Source organism: Nocardioides sp. NPDC023903 (assembly GCF_040639295.1).
Classification (GTDB): Bacteria; Actinomycetota; Actinomycetes; order Propionibacteriales; family Nocardioidaceae; genus Nocardioides.
Genome location: NZ_JBEZZS010000001.1, coordinates 99,333 through 115,010 on the forward strand (window position 1 = coordinate 99,333; position 15,678 = coordinate 115,010).

At 69.3% G+C, this 15,678-nt stretch carries 16 protein-coding genes; 10 read left to right on the forward strand and 6 right to left on the reverse strand.

Annotation, left to right across the window (positions count from 1 at the left end; all coding sequences use genetic code 11):
* Nucleotides 1–354: 354 nt before the first annotated feature.
* Together AB0F44_RS00490 and AB0F44_RS00495 are read right to left on the reverse strand one after the other, a co-directional pair.
* Entirely contained in the window at nt 355–1,431 is a 1,077-nt protein-coding gene (locus AB0F44_RS00490; RefSeq protein ID WP_357351616.1) for an acyl-CoA dehydrogenase family protein, read from the reverse strand.
* 23 nt (nt 1,432–1,454) lie between these two features.
* Nucleotides 1,455–2,657: an acyl-CoA dehydrogenase family protein gene (locus AB0F44_RS00495; RefSeq protein ID WP_357351618.1), complete on the reverse strand. Its 1,203-nt coding sequence runs from the start codon at nt 2,655–2,657 to the stop codon at nt 1,455–1,457.
* Between the two features lie 71 nt (nt 2,658–2,728).
* Here AB0F44_RS00495 and AB0F44_RS00500 point away from each other — a divergent pair, with 71 nt between their 5' ends.
* The 6 genes from AB0F44_RS00500 (at nt 2,729) to AB0F44_RS00525 (ending at nt 7,679) form a co-directional block, all read left to right on the forward strand.
* Nucleotides 2,729–3,898, forward strand: a complete 1,170-nt coding sequence (locus tag AB0F44_RS00500) for a Rieske 2Fe-2S domain-containing protein (protein ID WP_357351620.1) — start codon at nt 2,729–2,731, stop codon at nt 3,896–3,898.
* On the forward strand, nt 3,898–4,203 hold the full coding sequence (locus AB0F44_RS00505) for a hypothetical protein (RefSeq protein ID WP_357351622.1): 306 nt from the start codon (nt 3,898–3,900) through the stop codon (nt 4,201–4,203). Before AB0F44_RS00500 ends, AB0F44_RS00505 begins: the two co-directional genes overlap by 1 nt.
* The gene (locus AB0F44_RS00510; protein ID WP_357351624.1) at nt 4,193–5,242 is read left to right on the forward strand and encodes a ferredoxin--NADP reductase; all 1,050 of its coding nucleotides are present in this window, start codon (nt 4,193–4,195) and stop codon (nt 5,240–5,242) included. Before AB0F44_RS00505 ends, AB0F44_RS00510 begins: the two co-directional genes overlap by 11 nt.
* 149 nt (nt 5,243–5,391) lie before the next feature.
* Complete coding sequence (locus AB0F44_RS00515; RefSeq protein WP_357351626.1) at nt 5,392–5,973, forward strand: hypothetical protein; 582 nt, start codon at nt 5,392–5,394, stop codon at nt 5,971–5,973.
* Between the two features lie 134 nt (nt 5,974–6,107).
* Nucleotides 6,108–6,878, forward strand: a complete 771-nt coding sequence (pcaD, locus tag AB0F44_RS00520; protein WP_357351628.1) for a 3-oxoadipate enol-lactonase — start codon at nt 6,108–6,110, stop codon at nt 6,876–6,878.
* 72 nt (nt 6,879–6,950) lie between these two features.
* Entirely contained in the window at nt 6,951–7,679 is a 729-nt protein-coding gene (locus AB0F44_RS00525) for a class I SAM-dependent methyltransferase (protein ID WP_357351630.1), read from the forward strand.
* Between the two features lie 440 nt (nt 7,680–8,119).
* Here the strand turns inward: AB0F44_RS00525 and AB0F44_RS00530 are convergent, their stop codons facing one another.
* Complete coding sequence (locus AB0F44_RS00530) at nt 8,120–8,938, reverse strand: class I SAM-dependent methyltransferase (RefSeq protein WP_357351631.1); 819 nt, start codon at nt 8,936–8,938, stop codon at nt 8,120–8,122.
* A gap of 51 nt (nt 8,939–8,989) precedes the next feature.
* A complete protein-coding gene (locus tag AB0F44_RS00535) occupies nt 8,990–9,715 on the reverse strand; it encodes an SDR family NAD(P)-dependent oxidoreductase (RefSeq protein ID WP_357351633.1) in 726 nt (241 codons plus the stop codon).
* A 78-nt stretch (nt 9,716–9,793) separates the two neighbouring features.
* Here AB0F44_RS00535 and AB0F44_RS00540 point away from each other — a divergent pair, with 78 nt between their 5' ends.
* Nucleotides 9,794–10,183: a helix-turn-helix domain-containing protein gene (locus AB0F44_RS00540; protein WP_357351635.1), complete on the forward strand. Its 390-nt coding sequence runs from the start codon at nt 9,794–9,796 to the stop codon at nt 10,181–10,183.
* A gap of 4 nt (nt 10,184–10,187) precedes the next feature.
* Here the strand turns inward: AB0F44_RS00540 and AB0F44_RS00545 are convergent, their stop codons facing one another.
* Nucleotides 10,188–10,643, reverse strand: coding sequence for a nuclear transport factor 2 family protein (locus tag AB0F44_RS00545; RefSeq protein WP_357351637.1), 456 nt, complete (start codon nt 10,641–10,643; stop codon nt 10,188–10,190).
* A 12-nt stretch (nt 10,644–10,655) separates the two neighbouring features.
* Nucleotides 10,656–11,141, reverse strand: a complete 486-nt coding sequence (locus AB0F44_RS00550) for a nitroreductase/quinone reductase family protein (RefSeq protein WP_357351639.1) — start codon at nt 11,139–11,141, stop codon at nt 10,656–10,658.
* A gap of 46 nt (nt 11,142–11,187) precedes the next feature.
* Here AB0F44_RS00550 and AB0F44_RS00555 point away from each other — a divergent pair, with 46 nt between their 5' ends.
* From AB0F44_RS00555 to AB0F44_RS00565, 3 genes are read left to right on the forward strand one after another with little or no spacing between them, the layout of a single operon-like run.
* Nucleotides 11,188–12,072, forward strand: a complete 885-nt coding sequence (locus AB0F44_RS00555) for a TIGR03619 family F420-dependent LLM class oxidoreductase (protein WP_357351641.1) — start codon at nt 11,188–11,190, stop codon at nt 12,070–12,072.
* Entirely contained in the window at nt 12,069–13,226 is a 1,158-nt protein-coding gene (locus AB0F44_RS00560) for a hypothetical protein (RefSeq protein ID WP_357351642.1), read from the forward strand. Before AB0F44_RS00555 ends, AB0F44_RS00560 begins: the two co-directional genes overlap by 4 nt.
* A 46-nt stretch (nt 13,227–13,272) precedes the next feature.
* Nucleotides 13,273–15,669, forward strand: coding sequence for a protein kinase (locus AB0F44_RS00565; protein ID WP_357351644.1), 2,397 nt, complete (start codon nt 13,273–13,275; stop codon nt 15,667–15,669).
* The last annotated feature ends 9 nt before the right edge of the window (nt 15,670–15,678 follow it).

Consider the following 15,678-nt stretch of genomic DNA (forward strand, 5'->3'; position numbering starts at 1 on the left):
CCGCACGAGACCAAACAGACACACATCCAGCTTGCCACCCGAAGGCGGCCAGCGAGCCGCGCGATAGGCCACAACACGTCCCCAGGTGTGCGGAAGTTCCGGGGACGGCGATTCAGTGGGAGGGCAGCCCAGAGGGGGGAGCGGTCGATCCAAGCTCGAGACCCGTGATGGCGATGACCAGCACAAGGTCCGCGGGGGCCTGAGACTGCGGTCTCGTGGGCGAGCACTGGAATCGCAGTCAGTAGGGCGAAGCGCTATCGCACACAATGTTTGTCCGCCGCGATACCGCACAAACACCAGCCACGAAAGAGAGGCCCGGCAGACGCCGGAGCCTCTCGAGCCGTTGGTGGCCAATCAGGATGCAGCGAGATTCCGCCCGATCCGCAGCGCTTGCTCAGTAGCCCCGCCGAAGACGAACTCGAAGCGCTTGGCGGTCGTGAAGTAGCGATGGGCCTCGCCGTCGAGGTCGATGCCGACACCGCCGTGTACGTGGACGGTGGTGTGTGCGAGGCGGTGGGAGGCGTCGGCGGCCCAGAGCTTGGCGACGGCGACCTGGTCGTCGGCGGGGAGGCGAGAGGAGACCCGCCAGACGGCCTGCCAGAGGGTGAGCCGCTGGGCGAGTACGTCGATGAACCCGTCGGCGAGCCGCTGAGAAACGGCCTGGAAGGTGCCGATGGCGCGGCCGAACTGCTCCCGGGTCTTGGCGTACGACGAGGTGAGCGAGAGGGCTCCCTCGGTGATGCCCAACAGTTCGGCGGCGGCTGCCACGGTCAACAGCGAGCCGAGACGGGCAGCGGCCGAGGAGTCCCCGATCCGACGTGCGGGGGCCGAGGCGAACGAGACCAGGGCCGTGACGTCACCGTCGCTGGTGTGCTGTGCGCGGCGGTCGACGCCTTCCGCAGCTGCCTCGACCAGGAAGACCCCGACCGTGCCGTCCGGCATCGAGGCGGTGACCAGGAAGGCATCGGCGAGCATTCCGGCCCTGACCAGCGTCTTCACGCCGGTGACCGTGTCCCCCGTGGCGACGACCATTGGGACGTCGGGCAGGTGGGAGTGCTCCTCGGCGACCGCGGCCGCCAGCACCCGGGACCCGTCGGCGACGCCGGTCAGCGCATCCGCCGCGGTCTCGGCGAGCAGCAAGCCACACGGTCCATGCACAGCGAGCGGCACCGGCGCGACGCGCCGTCCAGCCTCGACCAGGACCCGGCAGAGCTCGACGAGCCCGAGCCCGGCCCCGTCGTACGTCTCGGGCAGATGGAGCCCGAGCAACCCGGCCTCGCCCAGGGCAGACCAGAGGGAGGCGTCGAAGCGGCCGCGGTCGCCGGCAGCGGCCTCGACCGTACGCAGCCGCTCGAGCGAGGTCGCATCGCCGATGATCTTGGCCGCGAGCTCGGCGGCGTCGTCGGATTCGGTGGTGAAGGAGAAGTCCATGAGATGTCCTCGGGTCGGGATGGTCAACGCTTGGCGGCGGGGAGGCCGAGGCCCACGTAGCCGATGATGTCTCGCTGGATCTCGTTGGTGCCGCCGCCGAAGGTCATGACGAGCGAGGAGCGGTGGAACCGCTCCAGGCGGCCGGCGAGTACGGCGCCGGGGGAGTCGGCCGTGAGACCCGCGTGCGGTCCGACGATCTCCATCAGCGTCCGGTAGACCTCGGTGGCCAACTCGGAGCCGTATACCTTCGTCGCGGACGCCTCGGCCGGCGAGAGCGCGACCCCGTGGTCTGCGTCCGATGCGAGCTTCCAGTTGATCAGCGAGAGCGCCTCGATGCGTGCGTGCGCTCGCCCGAGGGCCAGCTGGACCCACTCGGTGTCGATCACCCGGCTGCCATCAGGGACGACCGTGGCCAGCGCCCATTCCTTCACCAGCCCGAGCGAGTGGACCAGCGGCGCGGCGGAGGTGAGCGCGACCCGCTCGTGGTTGAGCTGGTTGGTCATCAGCGCCCAGCCCCCGCCACGCGAGGAGACGAGGTTCGACGCCGGCACGCGTACGTCGGTGTAGTAGGTCGCCGAGGTGCCGACCCCGGCCACGGTCTGGACCGGCGTATAGGAGAACCCCTCGGAGGACGTCGGCACCAGGATCATCGACAGCCCCTTGTGCCGCGACGCCTCCGGCTCTGTCCGACAGGCGAGCCAGATCCAGTCCGCATACTGGATCAGCGAGGTCCACATCTTCTGGCCGTTGATCACCCACTCGCCGGAGCCTTCGTCGAGCACCGCGCGAGTCTGTAGCGAGGCGAGGTCCGTCCCGGAGCCCGGCTCGGAGTAGCCGATCGAGAAGTGCAGCTCGCCGGCGAGGATCTTCGGCAGGAAGTACGCCTTCTGCTCGTCGGTCCCGAACCGCATGATCGTCGGGCCGACCGTGTTGAGCGTGAGATAGGGGATCGGCACCCCGGCCACGGCGGCGGCGTCGGTGAAGATCAGCTGCTCCACCATGGAGCGGTCCTGGCCGCCGTACTCCTTCGGCCAGCCGATCCCGAGCCAGCCGTCCGCGCCGATCTGCCGGATGGTCGAGAGGTAGACCTCCTTGTCGGCCTCGTCCCCGAACTCGCCCGATGCGCGCGCGAGCGCAGCCCGGCGCTCCGGCGTGACCAACTGGGCGAAATAGGAGTTGAGCTCTGAGCGAAGTTGCTCCTGGGCGGGTGTCAAGGCCACATGCATGTGATAAAACTAGAACAGGTTCCTGTTTTTGAACAGGTCCACCAGGCTCAGACCCAGCGGAAGGTACGACGATGGCCGACCCCACCACCCAGACCCGCACGCTCGACCACGGCTCCCAGCCGGAGCGCTTCGCGCGCGGTTGGCACTGCCTGGGCCTGGCCAGCGAGTTCAAGGACGGCAAGCCCCACGCCGTCGAGGCGTTCGGCGGCAAGCTGGTCGTCTGGGAGAACACCAAGGGCGAGCTGGGCGTGCTCGACGGCTACTGCCGCCACATGGGCGGCGACCTCACCCAGGGCACCGTGAAGGGTGATGAGGTCGGCTGTCCGTTCCACGACTGGCGCTGGGGCGCCGACGGCCGCTGCAAGCAGATCCCGTACGCCCGCCGCGTCCCGCTGCGCGCTCGCACCAAGGCGTACGAGACCGTGATCCGCAACGACTCGCTCCTGATCTGGCACGACCCCGAGGGTTCGAAGCCGGACTACGACATCCTGCCGCCGGAGCTGCCCGACGTCAGCAACCGCGAGATCTACACCGACTGGATCTGGAACACCGTCCCGATCAAGGGCAGCCACTGCCGCGAGCTGATCGACAACGTGGTCGACATGGCGCACTTCTATTACGTGCACTTTGCCTTCCCGACCGACTTCCGCAACGTCTTCGAGGACCACATGGCCACGCAGTACATGGCCTCCCGAGGGCGCCCGGACGTGTCGGGCGGCTACGGTGACGCCGAGATGTTCCTCAAGTCCGAGGCGACCTACTACGGCCCGGCGTACATGATCAACTGGCTCGAGGTCGACTACAAGGGCTTCGTCACCGAGGTGATCCTGATCAACTGCCACATCCCGACCGGGCCCGACTCGTTCCTCCTGCAGTACGGCATCACCGTCAAGAAGCCTGAGGGCCTCGACGACAAGACCGCCAACTTCATCGGCAAGAAGTACGCCGACATGTTCGGTGACGGGTTCCTCCAGGACGTAGCGATCTGGGAGAACAAGGCGCCGGTGCAGAACCCGCTGCTGTGCGAGGAGGACGGCCCGGTCTACCAGCTGCGCCGCTGGTACGAGCAGTTCTACGTCGACGTCGCCGACATCGAGCCCGAGATGCGCGCTCGCTTCGAGTTCGAGGTCGACACCACCAAGGCCAACGAGTTCTGGCACGAGGAGGTCGCCGAGAACCTGCGCCGGATCGAGGCCGAGAAGGCCGAGAACCCTGAGTCGAGCGACGCAGGGGTCAGTTGATGGCCTCGTTCGTCCCGACGTCCGAGGACACCGTCGAGGACCAGCGGCTCTACACCCAGGCCCGCCTGGTCGAGGTGGAGTGCCTCGACTGCCTCGCCTGCGTCGGGGTGAAGAAGAACAGCGAGCACCAGACTTCCGTCCAGTGGACGGCCGAGGCGCAGGCGCAGTGTCCGGACCTCGTACGCCGCAAGGCCGCCGCCAACGGCGATCGGCTAGTCCACGCCCGCTGCCCTCGTCTGGCCGCGTCCATCGAAGCAGCCGTCGCCGACGGCCGGATCCAGATCGGAGCCGAGGATGGCTACTGACTCTTTCCTGCTGCCCGTCAGCGACGTGGTCAAGGAGACCGCCGACGCCCACTCGATCGTCTTCGAGCTGCCCGAGGACGTGAGGCACGCGTTCCAGCCGAAGGCGGGGCAGTTCCTCACCGTCGCCGTTCCGAGCGACCGCGACGGCCTGGCGGCGCGGTGCTATTCGCTCTCCAGCGCCCCGGGCGACGCGCTCACGGTGACCGTCAAGCGTACCGTCGACGGCTACGCGTCCAACTGGATCTGCGACAACCTCCGCCCCGGCGACACGCTCCGCGTACTGCCGCCGAGCGGGATCTTCACCCCTGCCGACATCGACGCCGACTTCCTGCTCTTCGCCGGCGGCTCGGGCGTCACCCCGATCATCTCGATCGCCCGCACGGCCCTGCGCGAGGGCACGGGAAGGATCGTGGTCTTCTACGCCAACCGCGACGAGCGCTCGGTGATCTTCGCCGAGGAGTGGGCGCGGCTCTCCGCCGAGCACGCAGACCGGCTCCAAGTGGTCCACTGGCTCGAGTCGGTCCAGGGGCTGCCCACCGGTGAGCAGCTCAAGGCGTTCGCGGCCGACCATCTGACGTACGACGCCTTCGTCTGTGGGCCGGCGCCGTTCATGAAGGCGACGATCGCGGCGCTCAAGGAGCTCGAGTTCCCCCGGGCGCGGCGGCATCAGGAAAAATTCGCCTCCCTCGGCGGCAACCCGTTCGGTGAGGTCGCCCCGGTCAAGGAGGCGGAGACCGAGGTCGTCGACGACGGCCCCAAGCAGCCCGCCACGCTCGAGATCGAGCTCGACGGCACCACGACGACGTACGACGACTGGGACCCAGGCACCCCGATGCTCGAGTTCCTCGAGGCGAAGGGCGTCAAGGCGCCCTACTCCTGCCGCGAGGGCGAGTGCTCGGCGTGCGCGTTCCGGCTGCTCGAGGGCGAGGTGAAGATGGTCCGCAACGACGTGCTCGAGCAGGAGGACCTCGATGACGGGATCCGGCTGGGCTGTCAGTCGTTGCCGACCACCGACACCGTCCGCGGCACCTACTCCTGAGGGACTCGCGAGAGACACAGATCACCAACCGGTTGCCAGGTCGAGCCGCGTGGCGCGATAGTGTCGCGCTGCCCGAACCACATCCCACCGTGTCACCCCGAGGAACGTCGTCGGCTGACCGGTAGGGCTCAAGCGAGGTTTCCCCCAACGTGTTCAATCGCAACTTCTACGCCGCCCAGGACGATCGGCGCTTCGTCGTCGGCTATGCCCTCGATCTCGGCTTCAGAGTCTTCGATGCCTACTCGGCTCCTGGCCAGCCGTTGAGCGAGATCACCACGACGGCATCGGCCTCGCTGCTGGCTGCGCGGCCCGCGTTCAAGCTCTACGCCCCCAACACCGGCCCCGAGCCGGTGATCACCCGGGTCGAGCTGGAGGAGTCGGAGTTCGGTCCCTCGGCCTTTGAGTACCAGTGCAACGGCTGGGGGCTCATCGGGCTCAACTTCGGTGGGGTCGTCGGCATCGGCGGCCTCGGCTGGAGCACCCTGACCACCATGGCGGAGGCCCGTGCGACCCGCTGGCACGCCGTGGAGCCGATCGGCGCCGCTCCCTCGGAGTGGAACTGGCCGGCCGTCGACGACGCGGCGATCAAGATGTTCGAGGCGATCGCCTCGATGGCCGGCTCCGCCGTGGGCGACAGCCCGATCCTCGCCGCCGCGGGCCAGCTCATCAAGGACAAGGGTCTGCTGTACGAGTCCGGTGGCGGCCTGCACGCCCGCCCGGGTCTCGGCTGACCTAGGTCGATACGCCCGGCGTATCAATCGCCCGACAATCGATACTTCACAACACCGGTCGGCGATCCTAGATTCTCGGGCATGGACGTCACCTGCGCAGCCTTCCGGACCCCGACCCGTTCGTGGTTGGCGTCGTGAACGCGGTCGCCGTGCACCATGTCGTCTCGGGCCGGCCGGACGGACCGGTGGTGGTGCTGTCCAACTCGCTGGGAGCGACCCACGCGATGTGGGACGAGAACCTCGCCGACCTCGAGCGCCACTTCCGCGTCGTGCGCTACGACACCCGGGGACACGGTCGCTCTCCGGTACGTCCCGGCCCGTACTCGATCGACGACCTGGCCGACGACGTCGTCACCCTCTTGGACCGCCTCGGCGTCCAGCGGGCCCACTTCGTGGGTCTCTCGCTCGGCGGCATGACCGGGATGCGCCTCGCCGCGCGCTGCCCCGAGCGCGTCGACCGTCTCGTCCTCCTGTGCACCGGAGCGCATCTGACGCCTTCCTCCGCCTGGCACGACCGCGCGGCCACGGTGCGAGCCGACGGCACCCATGCCGTCGCCGAGGCGGTCGTCTCCCGCTGGTTCACGCCAGGCTTCCTCGAGTCGAACCCCGAGGTGAAGGCGACCTGCGAGGCCACGGTCGCCGCCACCCCGGACGAGGGCTACGCCGGATGCTGCGAGGTCATCGCCGCCATGGACCTCCGCGCCGACCTCCCCGCGATCACCGCTCCGACCCTGGCCATCGCCGGTGCCAACGACCCCGCGACGCCGCCCCCGCACCTCGAGGCGATCGCCGATGCGGTCCAGGACGGCCGGCTCCTCGTGGTCCCCGACTCGGCACACCTGGCCAACGCCCAGCAGCCCGCGATCATCACCCGCGCCATCATCGACCACCTCCAGGCGACCTGACGGACGACGCCGCAGCGTCTCCGGGGATAACCAGGTGTGTCCAGGTGCGCGACCTGGCTAGGTTCGGAGCCGATGCGAGAACCCGATGCCGCGTTCGCGGACCCACGTCAGGCAGTCCTCTACGACGCCTTCGACGACGACCGTTCCGACCTGGATACCTATGTCGCGATCGCCGGTGAGCTCGGTGCTCGACAAGTCATCGACATCGGGTGCGGAACAGGCTCGCTCGCCGTTCGGCTGGCCGGTGAAGGGCTCTCCGTCGTCGGCGTCGACCCGGCCGCGGCGTCTCTCGACGTCGCCCGCACCAAGCCGTACGCCGACCGCGTCACCTGGATCAACGGCGACGCGACCGCCCTCGCCGGCGTCGCCGGCACTGCTGACATGGCGGTCATGGCCGGCAACGTCGCCCAGGTCTTCGTCTCCGACGCGGACTGGTCCGAGACCCTGACCGCGGTCCACGCGGCGCTTCGTCCTGGCGGCTGGTTCATCTTCGAGACCCGTCGACCCGAGGTCCGGGCCTGGGAGGGCTGGGACGTCGCGCCGACAACCGTCGACCTCCCGGACGGCCGCACCGCGGTGGTCACCCGCACCGTCACCGTCGTCGACCTCCCGCTGGTCACCTTCGAGGGATCGACCACGATCGGCGACGAGACCCTGACCTCGTCCTCCACCCTCCGCTTCCGCGACCGCCCGGAGATCGAGCGCGACCTCCTCTCCCATGGCTTCATCGTGGGCGACGTACGCGACGCCCCGGACCGGCCGGGCATGGAGTATGTCTTCCTGGCCCGTGCGATTGCCTGACGATCAGGTCACTCGAGCGGCGCGGACCGTGCCGCAGCCACCACCGCCTCAAGACCTTCGGCGGTTGGACCTACACCCAGCCCGCTCCCGGCACATTCATCTGGCGCTCACCACTCGGCTTGGAGTACGTCCGCTACCCCGATGGCACGTACGAGCAGCTCACGCAACTTGCCGCGTGAGCGCCTCGAAACGACGTCGTCCTTGGGTTGTGGCCATGGGTGCATACGCTGTGGCCGTGTCCGGCCAACCGAAGATCGTCTGCATCTGTGGCTCCACCCGATTCGTGAATGAGATGGCGGCGGCGAACCGTGACCTGACACTCGCCGGCGTGATCGTCCTCGCCCCGGGCGTCTCCACCTGCGCAAGATCGACCTGGCCGACCGGGTTCTGGTCGTCAACCCGGGTGGGTCCGTCGGCGAGTCCACGAGCAGAGAGATCGCCTACGCCCGTGACACCGGCAAGCCGGTCTCGTTCACCGATCGGCCGTCACCCGACTGAGCGACGAGCAGATAGCCGGCGCCGTCGGCGTCGAGGGTCGTGGTCTCGACGGTCAGTCCGATGCTCTGCAGTTGTGCGACGAGCTCCTCGTAGCGGTAGGGCCAGAACGACAACCGCTCCGCGCACGTGTGGAGCGATCCGTCAGGTCTCACCTCGGTGACGGCGATCTCCATGTGGTGCTCTTGCTCCCAGCCCGGCGCGATCTGGGTGTGGTAGATGACCACCGCGTCGCGACCGTTGCGGCGGATCAGGCGATCGCGGACGTCGATCCGGGAGCCACGCGCGCGCACGACCTCCCACATGCGGGAGGTGAGCACGAGGCGTCCGCCTGGACGCAGCAGCTGGGCCATCGAGGCAAGCGCGGCCAGACGGCCGCGCCTGCCTTCGGCGTGACCGAGCGAGTTGCCGACGCAGAACACCAGGTCGAAGGTCGACGCCTCGAAACGACCGGTCAGCTCCTCCCAGCTGAGTTGGCGTGCGTCGAGCCGTACGCCATGTTCGCCGGCGAGCGCTGTTGTTCGGCGGATCATCCCGGCGCTGGCGTCTGTCGCCACGACGTCCAGGCCATGTCCGGCGAGACCGACAGCGAGCTGGCCGGTGCCGCAGGAGCAGTCGAGGACCCGTGCGTTCGGTGGCGGAGGCGTCACCAGGCCCTCGAACCTCGCCGCAGCGCCGACGGGGGACAGATTCTCGTCCCGAATCAACCACTCGTACGCCTCGGACAGTGCGCCATAGCCGGCCACAGTGATCACCTCCGTCATCCAGCGAACCAGACCCGAAAGTCGCGATGCCACTGAGTTTGCGGCGGTCTCTCAGCTCTCGGCGGGTTGCGGCGTGAGCACGTCGAAGACCACCTCGTCCTCGAGCCCGGAGGCCAGGCGCCAGACCGCGTCGGCGAGCTCGTCGGGGTCGAGGGTGGCGTAGGGGGAGGGGGTGGCTGGGTCGGTGAGCATCTGGTGGATGTCGCCGCGCTCGATCAGGCCACCGACGACGAGCGAGCCGACGTGTACGCCGTCCTCGGCTGCGGCGGCGGCCAGGGTGCGGGCGTAGGTCCGCAGGGCGCCTGAGGCGGGAGCGTAGGGGCCGAGGAAGGGGAGAGGGACGAGCGCGCTGAGTCCGGAGACGTACACGAGCGCGCCGCTGCCGCGCGAGCGCATCGTGGGGAGGGTCAGGTTGGCCACCTCGACGGCCGGCTCGAGGGTCTCGGCCATGGCGCGACGGATGTCGGCGGGCTCGGTCTCGACGATCCCGACCATGGGTGCGCTCAGGTTCTGAGCGCCGGGGCCGTGGTAGACGACGTCGATCGGTCCCAGTGCCGAGGTGATCTCGGCGAGGGCGCTCGCTGCGGCACCTGGTGCTCGCAGGTCGGCGGCGACCGCGACGGCGGGTACGCCGCTCGCTGACAGTTCCTCCAGATAGGCTGGGTGCCGGTCAGTGCTGCGCGAGACCAGGCCGACGGCGTACCCCTCCTTGGCGAACCTCTGCGCCACCGACATTCCGAGGCCGGGGCCTGCGCCCAGAACCGCGATCGTGCTCATCTACTTCTCCCTCATGGGTAGGTTGCTGATGTCAGCAACCCTCGCCGCCGAGCGGCGTTCGCGGAAGAAGGCACTTCAATGTCAGATGGGAACACCGATGTGCCCCGGCACATCGTGAGCGCGGCGCTGGGGCCAGGACTGCCGGCGAAGGTCCCGGCGGGGGAGTACGAGGACTGTCCGGTGACGCAGGCCGTGCAGATGCTCGGTGACAAGTGGACGCTGCTGATCGTGATGATGCTGGCCGAGCGGCCGCATCGCTACAACGAGCTGCGGCGCCGGGTCGAGGGGATCAGCCAGCGCATGCTCACCCGGACGCTGCGCGTCCTGGAGGAGGAGGGGATCGTGACGCGTACGGTCTTCCCGACGGTGCCCCCGGGTGTGGAGTACGGGCTGAGCGAGCGCGGCCGGGAGCTGCTGGTGCCGCTCGCCGGACTCGCGGACTGGGTGATCCGGGGCCGCGCGGCCTGAGGGCTCAGAGGCCGCGGGTCCAGAAGACCTCCTCGTGGAGGTGGCGCGAGCGCCAGCCCTCCGGAGTGCGTACGAAGGAGTGGCGGTAGCGACCGCCCACCTCGACGACACGCTCGCCGCCGGATCCGTCGGAGATGACCATCGGGTTGTCGAAGTACGCGACGACCTCTGCCGAAGCGAAGCCCGAGGCATCCGGTGCTGCGCCCTCGTCGGTGAAGGTGATGCCGACCTGGCCGATGGTGTGCAGGCGCTTCTGGGAGAACGCGGGCAGCATCTCGGCGAGCCACTTCTTGACGTCAGGGAACTCGCCGACCGTGCCACCGGACTCGGAGTAGTCGATCGTGGCGTCGGCGGCGAAGACCGTGTCGAGCGCGTCCCAGTCGCCGTCGTCGACAGCCAGGGTGTAGCGGGTTAGCGCGTCGGTGATCTCGGCGCGGTCGATCAGCTCTTGAACGTCCATGAAAGGTCTCCTTCAGCGGGGCGAGAGGACGATGACCGGGATCTCCCGGTCGGTCCAGGTCTGGTAGGTCTCGAAGTCGGCGTACGTCTCCAGCAGCCGCGGCCAGAGTTCGGCCCGCTCCTCGGAGTCGGCGACGCGTGCCCGGACGAGCTGCCGCCCGTGACGGGGGACACGGACCGCGACGTCGGGCTGGGCGCGCAGGTTGGGGACCCACTGCGGGTCCTTCGGAAGGCCGCCCTGGGAGCCGACGACCACGAGATCGTCGCCCGAGCGCATGAAGAGCAGGGGAGTGGTGAAGGTGCGGCCCGACTTGCGGCCGATGTGCTCGAGCAGCAGCACCGGAGCGGGTTTGCGCCAGCCGGCCATCACCCGCCAGGTGCCGCCGATCCGGCCGTTGGTGAGCTTGAACAGCGCGGTGTTGGCGCGGGCGCCGTACTTGATGATTCTCGCCGTCAGCGGCGAGTCGAGGCCTGCGGGACGTTCGAGAGAAGGCGACATGACGAACACTCTGGCAGAAACTTAGAACACGTTCTAGTGTTGGCACATGCGCTTCACCTATGCCGAGGCAATGACGCAGGCCGACTACTACGCACCGCTGGCCCAAGCGGCCGAGGCCGCCGGCTACACCAGCATGACGGTGGCCGACAGCCTGATCTATCCCGAGGAGTCCGACTCCACCTATCCCTACACCGATACCGGCGACCGGGAGTTCCTGCAGGGCAAGGAGTTCATCGAGGCGTTCATCCTGTGCGCCCACCTCTTCGCGGTGACCACGACGCTGCGCCTGACCCCGTTCGTGGTGAAGCTGCCCGTACGCCCGCCGGTGCTGGCCGCCAAGCAGGCCTCGAGCCTCGCCTTCCTCTCCGGCAACCGGCTCGGACTCGGCGTCGGCCTGTCCCCATGGCCGGAGGACTTCGCCGCCCTCGGCGTCGACTGGAAGCGCCGCGGCAAGCGGATGGACGAGTGCATGGACATCCTCCGCGGCCTCACCGACCCGAGCGGCGATTTCTTCGGCTACGACGGTGAGTTCTACGAGTTCGCACCGCTCCAGCAGCGCCCCGCGCCAACCGAGAAGATCCCCCTCCTTGTCGGCGGCCACGCCGACGCGGCACTGCGCCGCGCGGTCCTCAAGGGCGACGGCTGGATGCACGCCGGCGGCGACGGCGAGGAGCTCGACCGCCTTCTGGTCCGCCTCGCCGAGATCCGGCGCGAGGAGGGCGACGCCAGGGACGACTTCGAGGTCCATGTGATCAGCTACGACGCGTACGACCTCGACGGGATCAAGCGGCTCGAGGACAAGGGCGTCACCGACTGCATCGTCGGCTTCCGCGACCCCTATGTGAAGGGCGCCGACCCCGAGCCGCTGGAGAAGAAGATCAAGCACCTGGAGTGGTACGGGGAGAACATCATCGCCAAGGTGGGCAAGTGAGTGAGGCGTACGGCCTGACCGAGCCGCTCCAGCGGGCGATCGCGGAGGCGGAGGAGCTGATCGCGAACGCCCCGTTCATCCGCACCGAAGCCGACCGGCTCGAGGGCTATGAGTATCTCTCCGGCCGGATCCGGATGGCGATGCAGACGGCGTTCGACTACGACCTCGAGCAACCGCTCTTCGTGAACCCGACCCACCAGTTCTCCAAGCAGGGCCTGGACAATCCTGACGCGATCTACTTCAACGCCTACCTGCGAGAAGGCGTCGAGTACGTCGTCCGCGGCCGTCGCGGGACCAGTGCCGACCTCTCCTTCCAGGTGATGGGCGGCGCCTACACCGCCGACTCCGCCGCGACCAGCCTGATGGCCTTCGACGACCGCAAGCTCCAGCTCGACGACGACGGGGGTTTCGAGTTCACCTATGTCGCCGAGCCGGGCGCGAAGACCCTGATCGTGCGCGAGGTCTTCAACGATTGGGACACCGAGACCCGCGGCGCGATCACCATCGAGCGTCCCGACACCCTCGGCCGGCCGCGCCGCCCGCTCACCCAGGAGCTGCTCCGGAAGAAGTACGAGGTCGCCGGCCGGTCGCTGACCGGCTCGATCCAGACCTGGTTCGCCTTCCCCCAGTTCTTCCAGTACAAGGAGCCGGTCAACACGCTCACCGTCCCAGCCCGGACGCCGGGCGGGCTGGAGTCGCAGTTCTCCTCGATCGGTCACTACGAGCTGGCCGAGGACGAGGCGCTCGTGGTGGAGGTGCCGCGCTGCGACGACTGCAGCTACCAGGGGATCCAGGTCGGCTCGGACTGGTACGCCTCGACCGACTACGAGACCCACCAGACCAGCCTCACCAAGGCCCAGGCCGTCACCGACCCCGACGGCGTGATGCGCTTCGTGATCTCGGAGCAGCCGCCCCTGGACGGCAAGCCGATCGCGAACTGGCTCGAGACCACCGGGCACCGCACCGGCTCGCTGATGCTGCGCTGGCAGCGGCTCGAACGAGACCTCACTGCCGCCGACGGACCGGTGGTCCACAAGGTGGGCTTGGCCGACGTGCGCGACCTGCTTCCTCACGCCGAGTCGCTGAACCCTGGGGGGTATGAGGAGCGGATCGCCGCACGTCAGCGGGCGGTTGCGCGCCGGATGCTCAGCTGAGGACGGGGCGCGACGCGGAGGCGAAGGACGCCTATGCTTGCCGCCCATGGCCAGTCCCCACCACGAGCCACCGACGATCCCGGGCTTCGATCATCGTCGGCTGATCGGCGCAGGCGGATCCTCCGTTGTCTTCCTCTACGCGTGGCCGCAGGAGAAGGTCGACGTCGCCGTCAAGGTCTGGAACGACCGGCTCAGCGGCGAGACCCAGGACGCGCTCGCCAAGGAGACCAAAGAGGTTGCCGAGCTCGCCGCCCACCCCCACGTGCTGCCGCTGCACGCCGTCGGCGTCAGTGATGACGACCGCTGCTTCGTGGTGATGGACCATCGCGCCGGCGGCGACCTGCAGACCCGTTGGAAGCGCGAGCGGCTCCCGGTCGCCGAGGCCCTGAGCATCACGATCAAGGTCGCTGGAGCGCTCGACGTCGCCGCCCGGCACGGGATCCTGCACGGCGACGTCAAGCCCGCCAACATCCTGATGACCAGTGGCGGGGAGCCGCAGCTGGTCGGCTTCGGAGGTCTCTCCTCGGCCGGTCGTCCTGGCGGCGCCGACTCGACCTCGCTGCCGTGGATGGCGCCGGAGATGCTCTCGGATCCGCCCGAGCCGAGCGCCTGGGCGGACATCTGGAGCCTCGCCGCGACCTGCTACACGCTGCTCGCGGGACGTACGCCCTTCGAGGGGTCGAGTGGCCGCGACGCCCCCGTGGCTCTGGTGGAGCGGATCCGGGAGTACGACCCGCTGTCCATCGACCGCGACGACGTCCCGCCGTCGTTCGAGGAGGCGCTGCGCAAGGCGATGTTCAAGCGCCGGGCCGGGCGGCACTGGAGTGCCGCCGACTTCGCCAAGGCGCTCCAAGCGGTCGAGGCCGAGCTTGGACTGCCGGTCACGCCGCTCGCGGAGATGCGCGAGCCCCGGGACGAGGTTCCTGAGGTTGCCGAAGTCACGGAGGTGGCTGAGGTGGCCGAACCGGCCCCGATCGAGGTGGCTCCGGATCCGGTTCCGTCGCAGACCGAGTCACCGGGAGCGGGGGACACCGCAGAGGTGCCGATCGTCACCGGCCCCGTGAACGAACCAGTGATCGACCCCGTGGTCGAACCCATGATTGCCCCAGCACCGATGCTCGAGCAGACCGACGACGACGTCCTCGGGCACCGGGGCGACGTCGACCGGCTGGCCCGTCTGCTCGCCTCCGCGCGCACCCAGCTCCCGATCTCGGTCGCCGTCCAGGGACTGCCCGGGAGCGGCCGGTCGACCTTCCTGCGGAAGGTCCAGGAGCGCATGGAGTGGCTCACCGAACACGACGAGACCTACCCCGCCCGCACCACCCATGTACGCATCGACGCCCGCCAGTATGCCGAGGGAGACGTGGCGGGCGCGGTGCTCGACAGTGTGCGCAGCGCGGGGAAGAGTGAGCCGCCGCCGCTGGTGGCGAAGCATCAGGCCGCACAGCGACGGACGGCCGAGCTGCGGGCCGCGCTCGCGGGCGTGCCCGAGGACGACGGCCCCCGCGGCAAGCGCCGCGCGCAGCCGATGAGCACCACGATGGCGCTCGCGGCCATGGACCGCGAGGTCGCGGCCTACGAGGCCGCGCTGCGGGCGGCCCCGCCCGGACCCCCGCCGGGACCGTCGGCCGGCGCGCTGAGAGCGCCGCTGGCGAGCCGTACGATCGTCTACGTCGACGACCTGGACAAGTGCGACCCGGCCACTGCCGCCGGGGTGCTGCAGGCGATCGACGAGCTGAGCGGCCAGGAGGGTGTCGCGGTAGTCGCGGCCGTGGACGCGCAGGTGCTGCGACGAGCGATCGAGGGGCGAGTGGCGGAGCCTGCGGCGTACCTCTCCCGCGTCTTCGACGTGCCGTTCGCGCTGCGGGCGTTCGCGGGGGACCCCGCGGTGCGGTTCATGCGGTCGCTGATGCGTCAGGCGGTGCCGTCGTGGCCGGCCGCGCTGGCCGCGGGCACCAGAGACCGGGCGGGGCGCCTGAACCCGTTCGAGACCTTCGAGATGACCCCCGGTGAGGCGCTGTTCACGAGCGAGCTGGCCAGGTTCTGCCCGACGCCCGGGGCTGCCAGGAAGCTGCTCGCGGTCTATCGGCTGGCGCGTACGGCCCCGGTGGCGAGCGTGGGCACCGAGCCGGCCGGCCACCACGCCCTCGGGATCCTGATGGCGATCCTGGTCGGGGCGCCGGCGCAGGCCGTCCAGGTGCTCGGGGCCGTGGTCGAGTCGCTGGCTGCGGGCGAGGACGGCGCGACGTTCCGCAAGCTGCTCGAGAAGGTCGCGCGCGAGCACACGGCGGGATGCGGCCGGGCCACCTGTGGCTCGTGCGCCGACTGGTCCCGGGTGCTCCGTGCCCACGCCGACCTCGTCCGGGCACAGCAGGTGCCGCAGGAGGTCGGGGCGTACGCCGCCTGGGTCGACGAGGTCGCCAGGTTCAGCTTCCCGACCTGACCCTTCCAG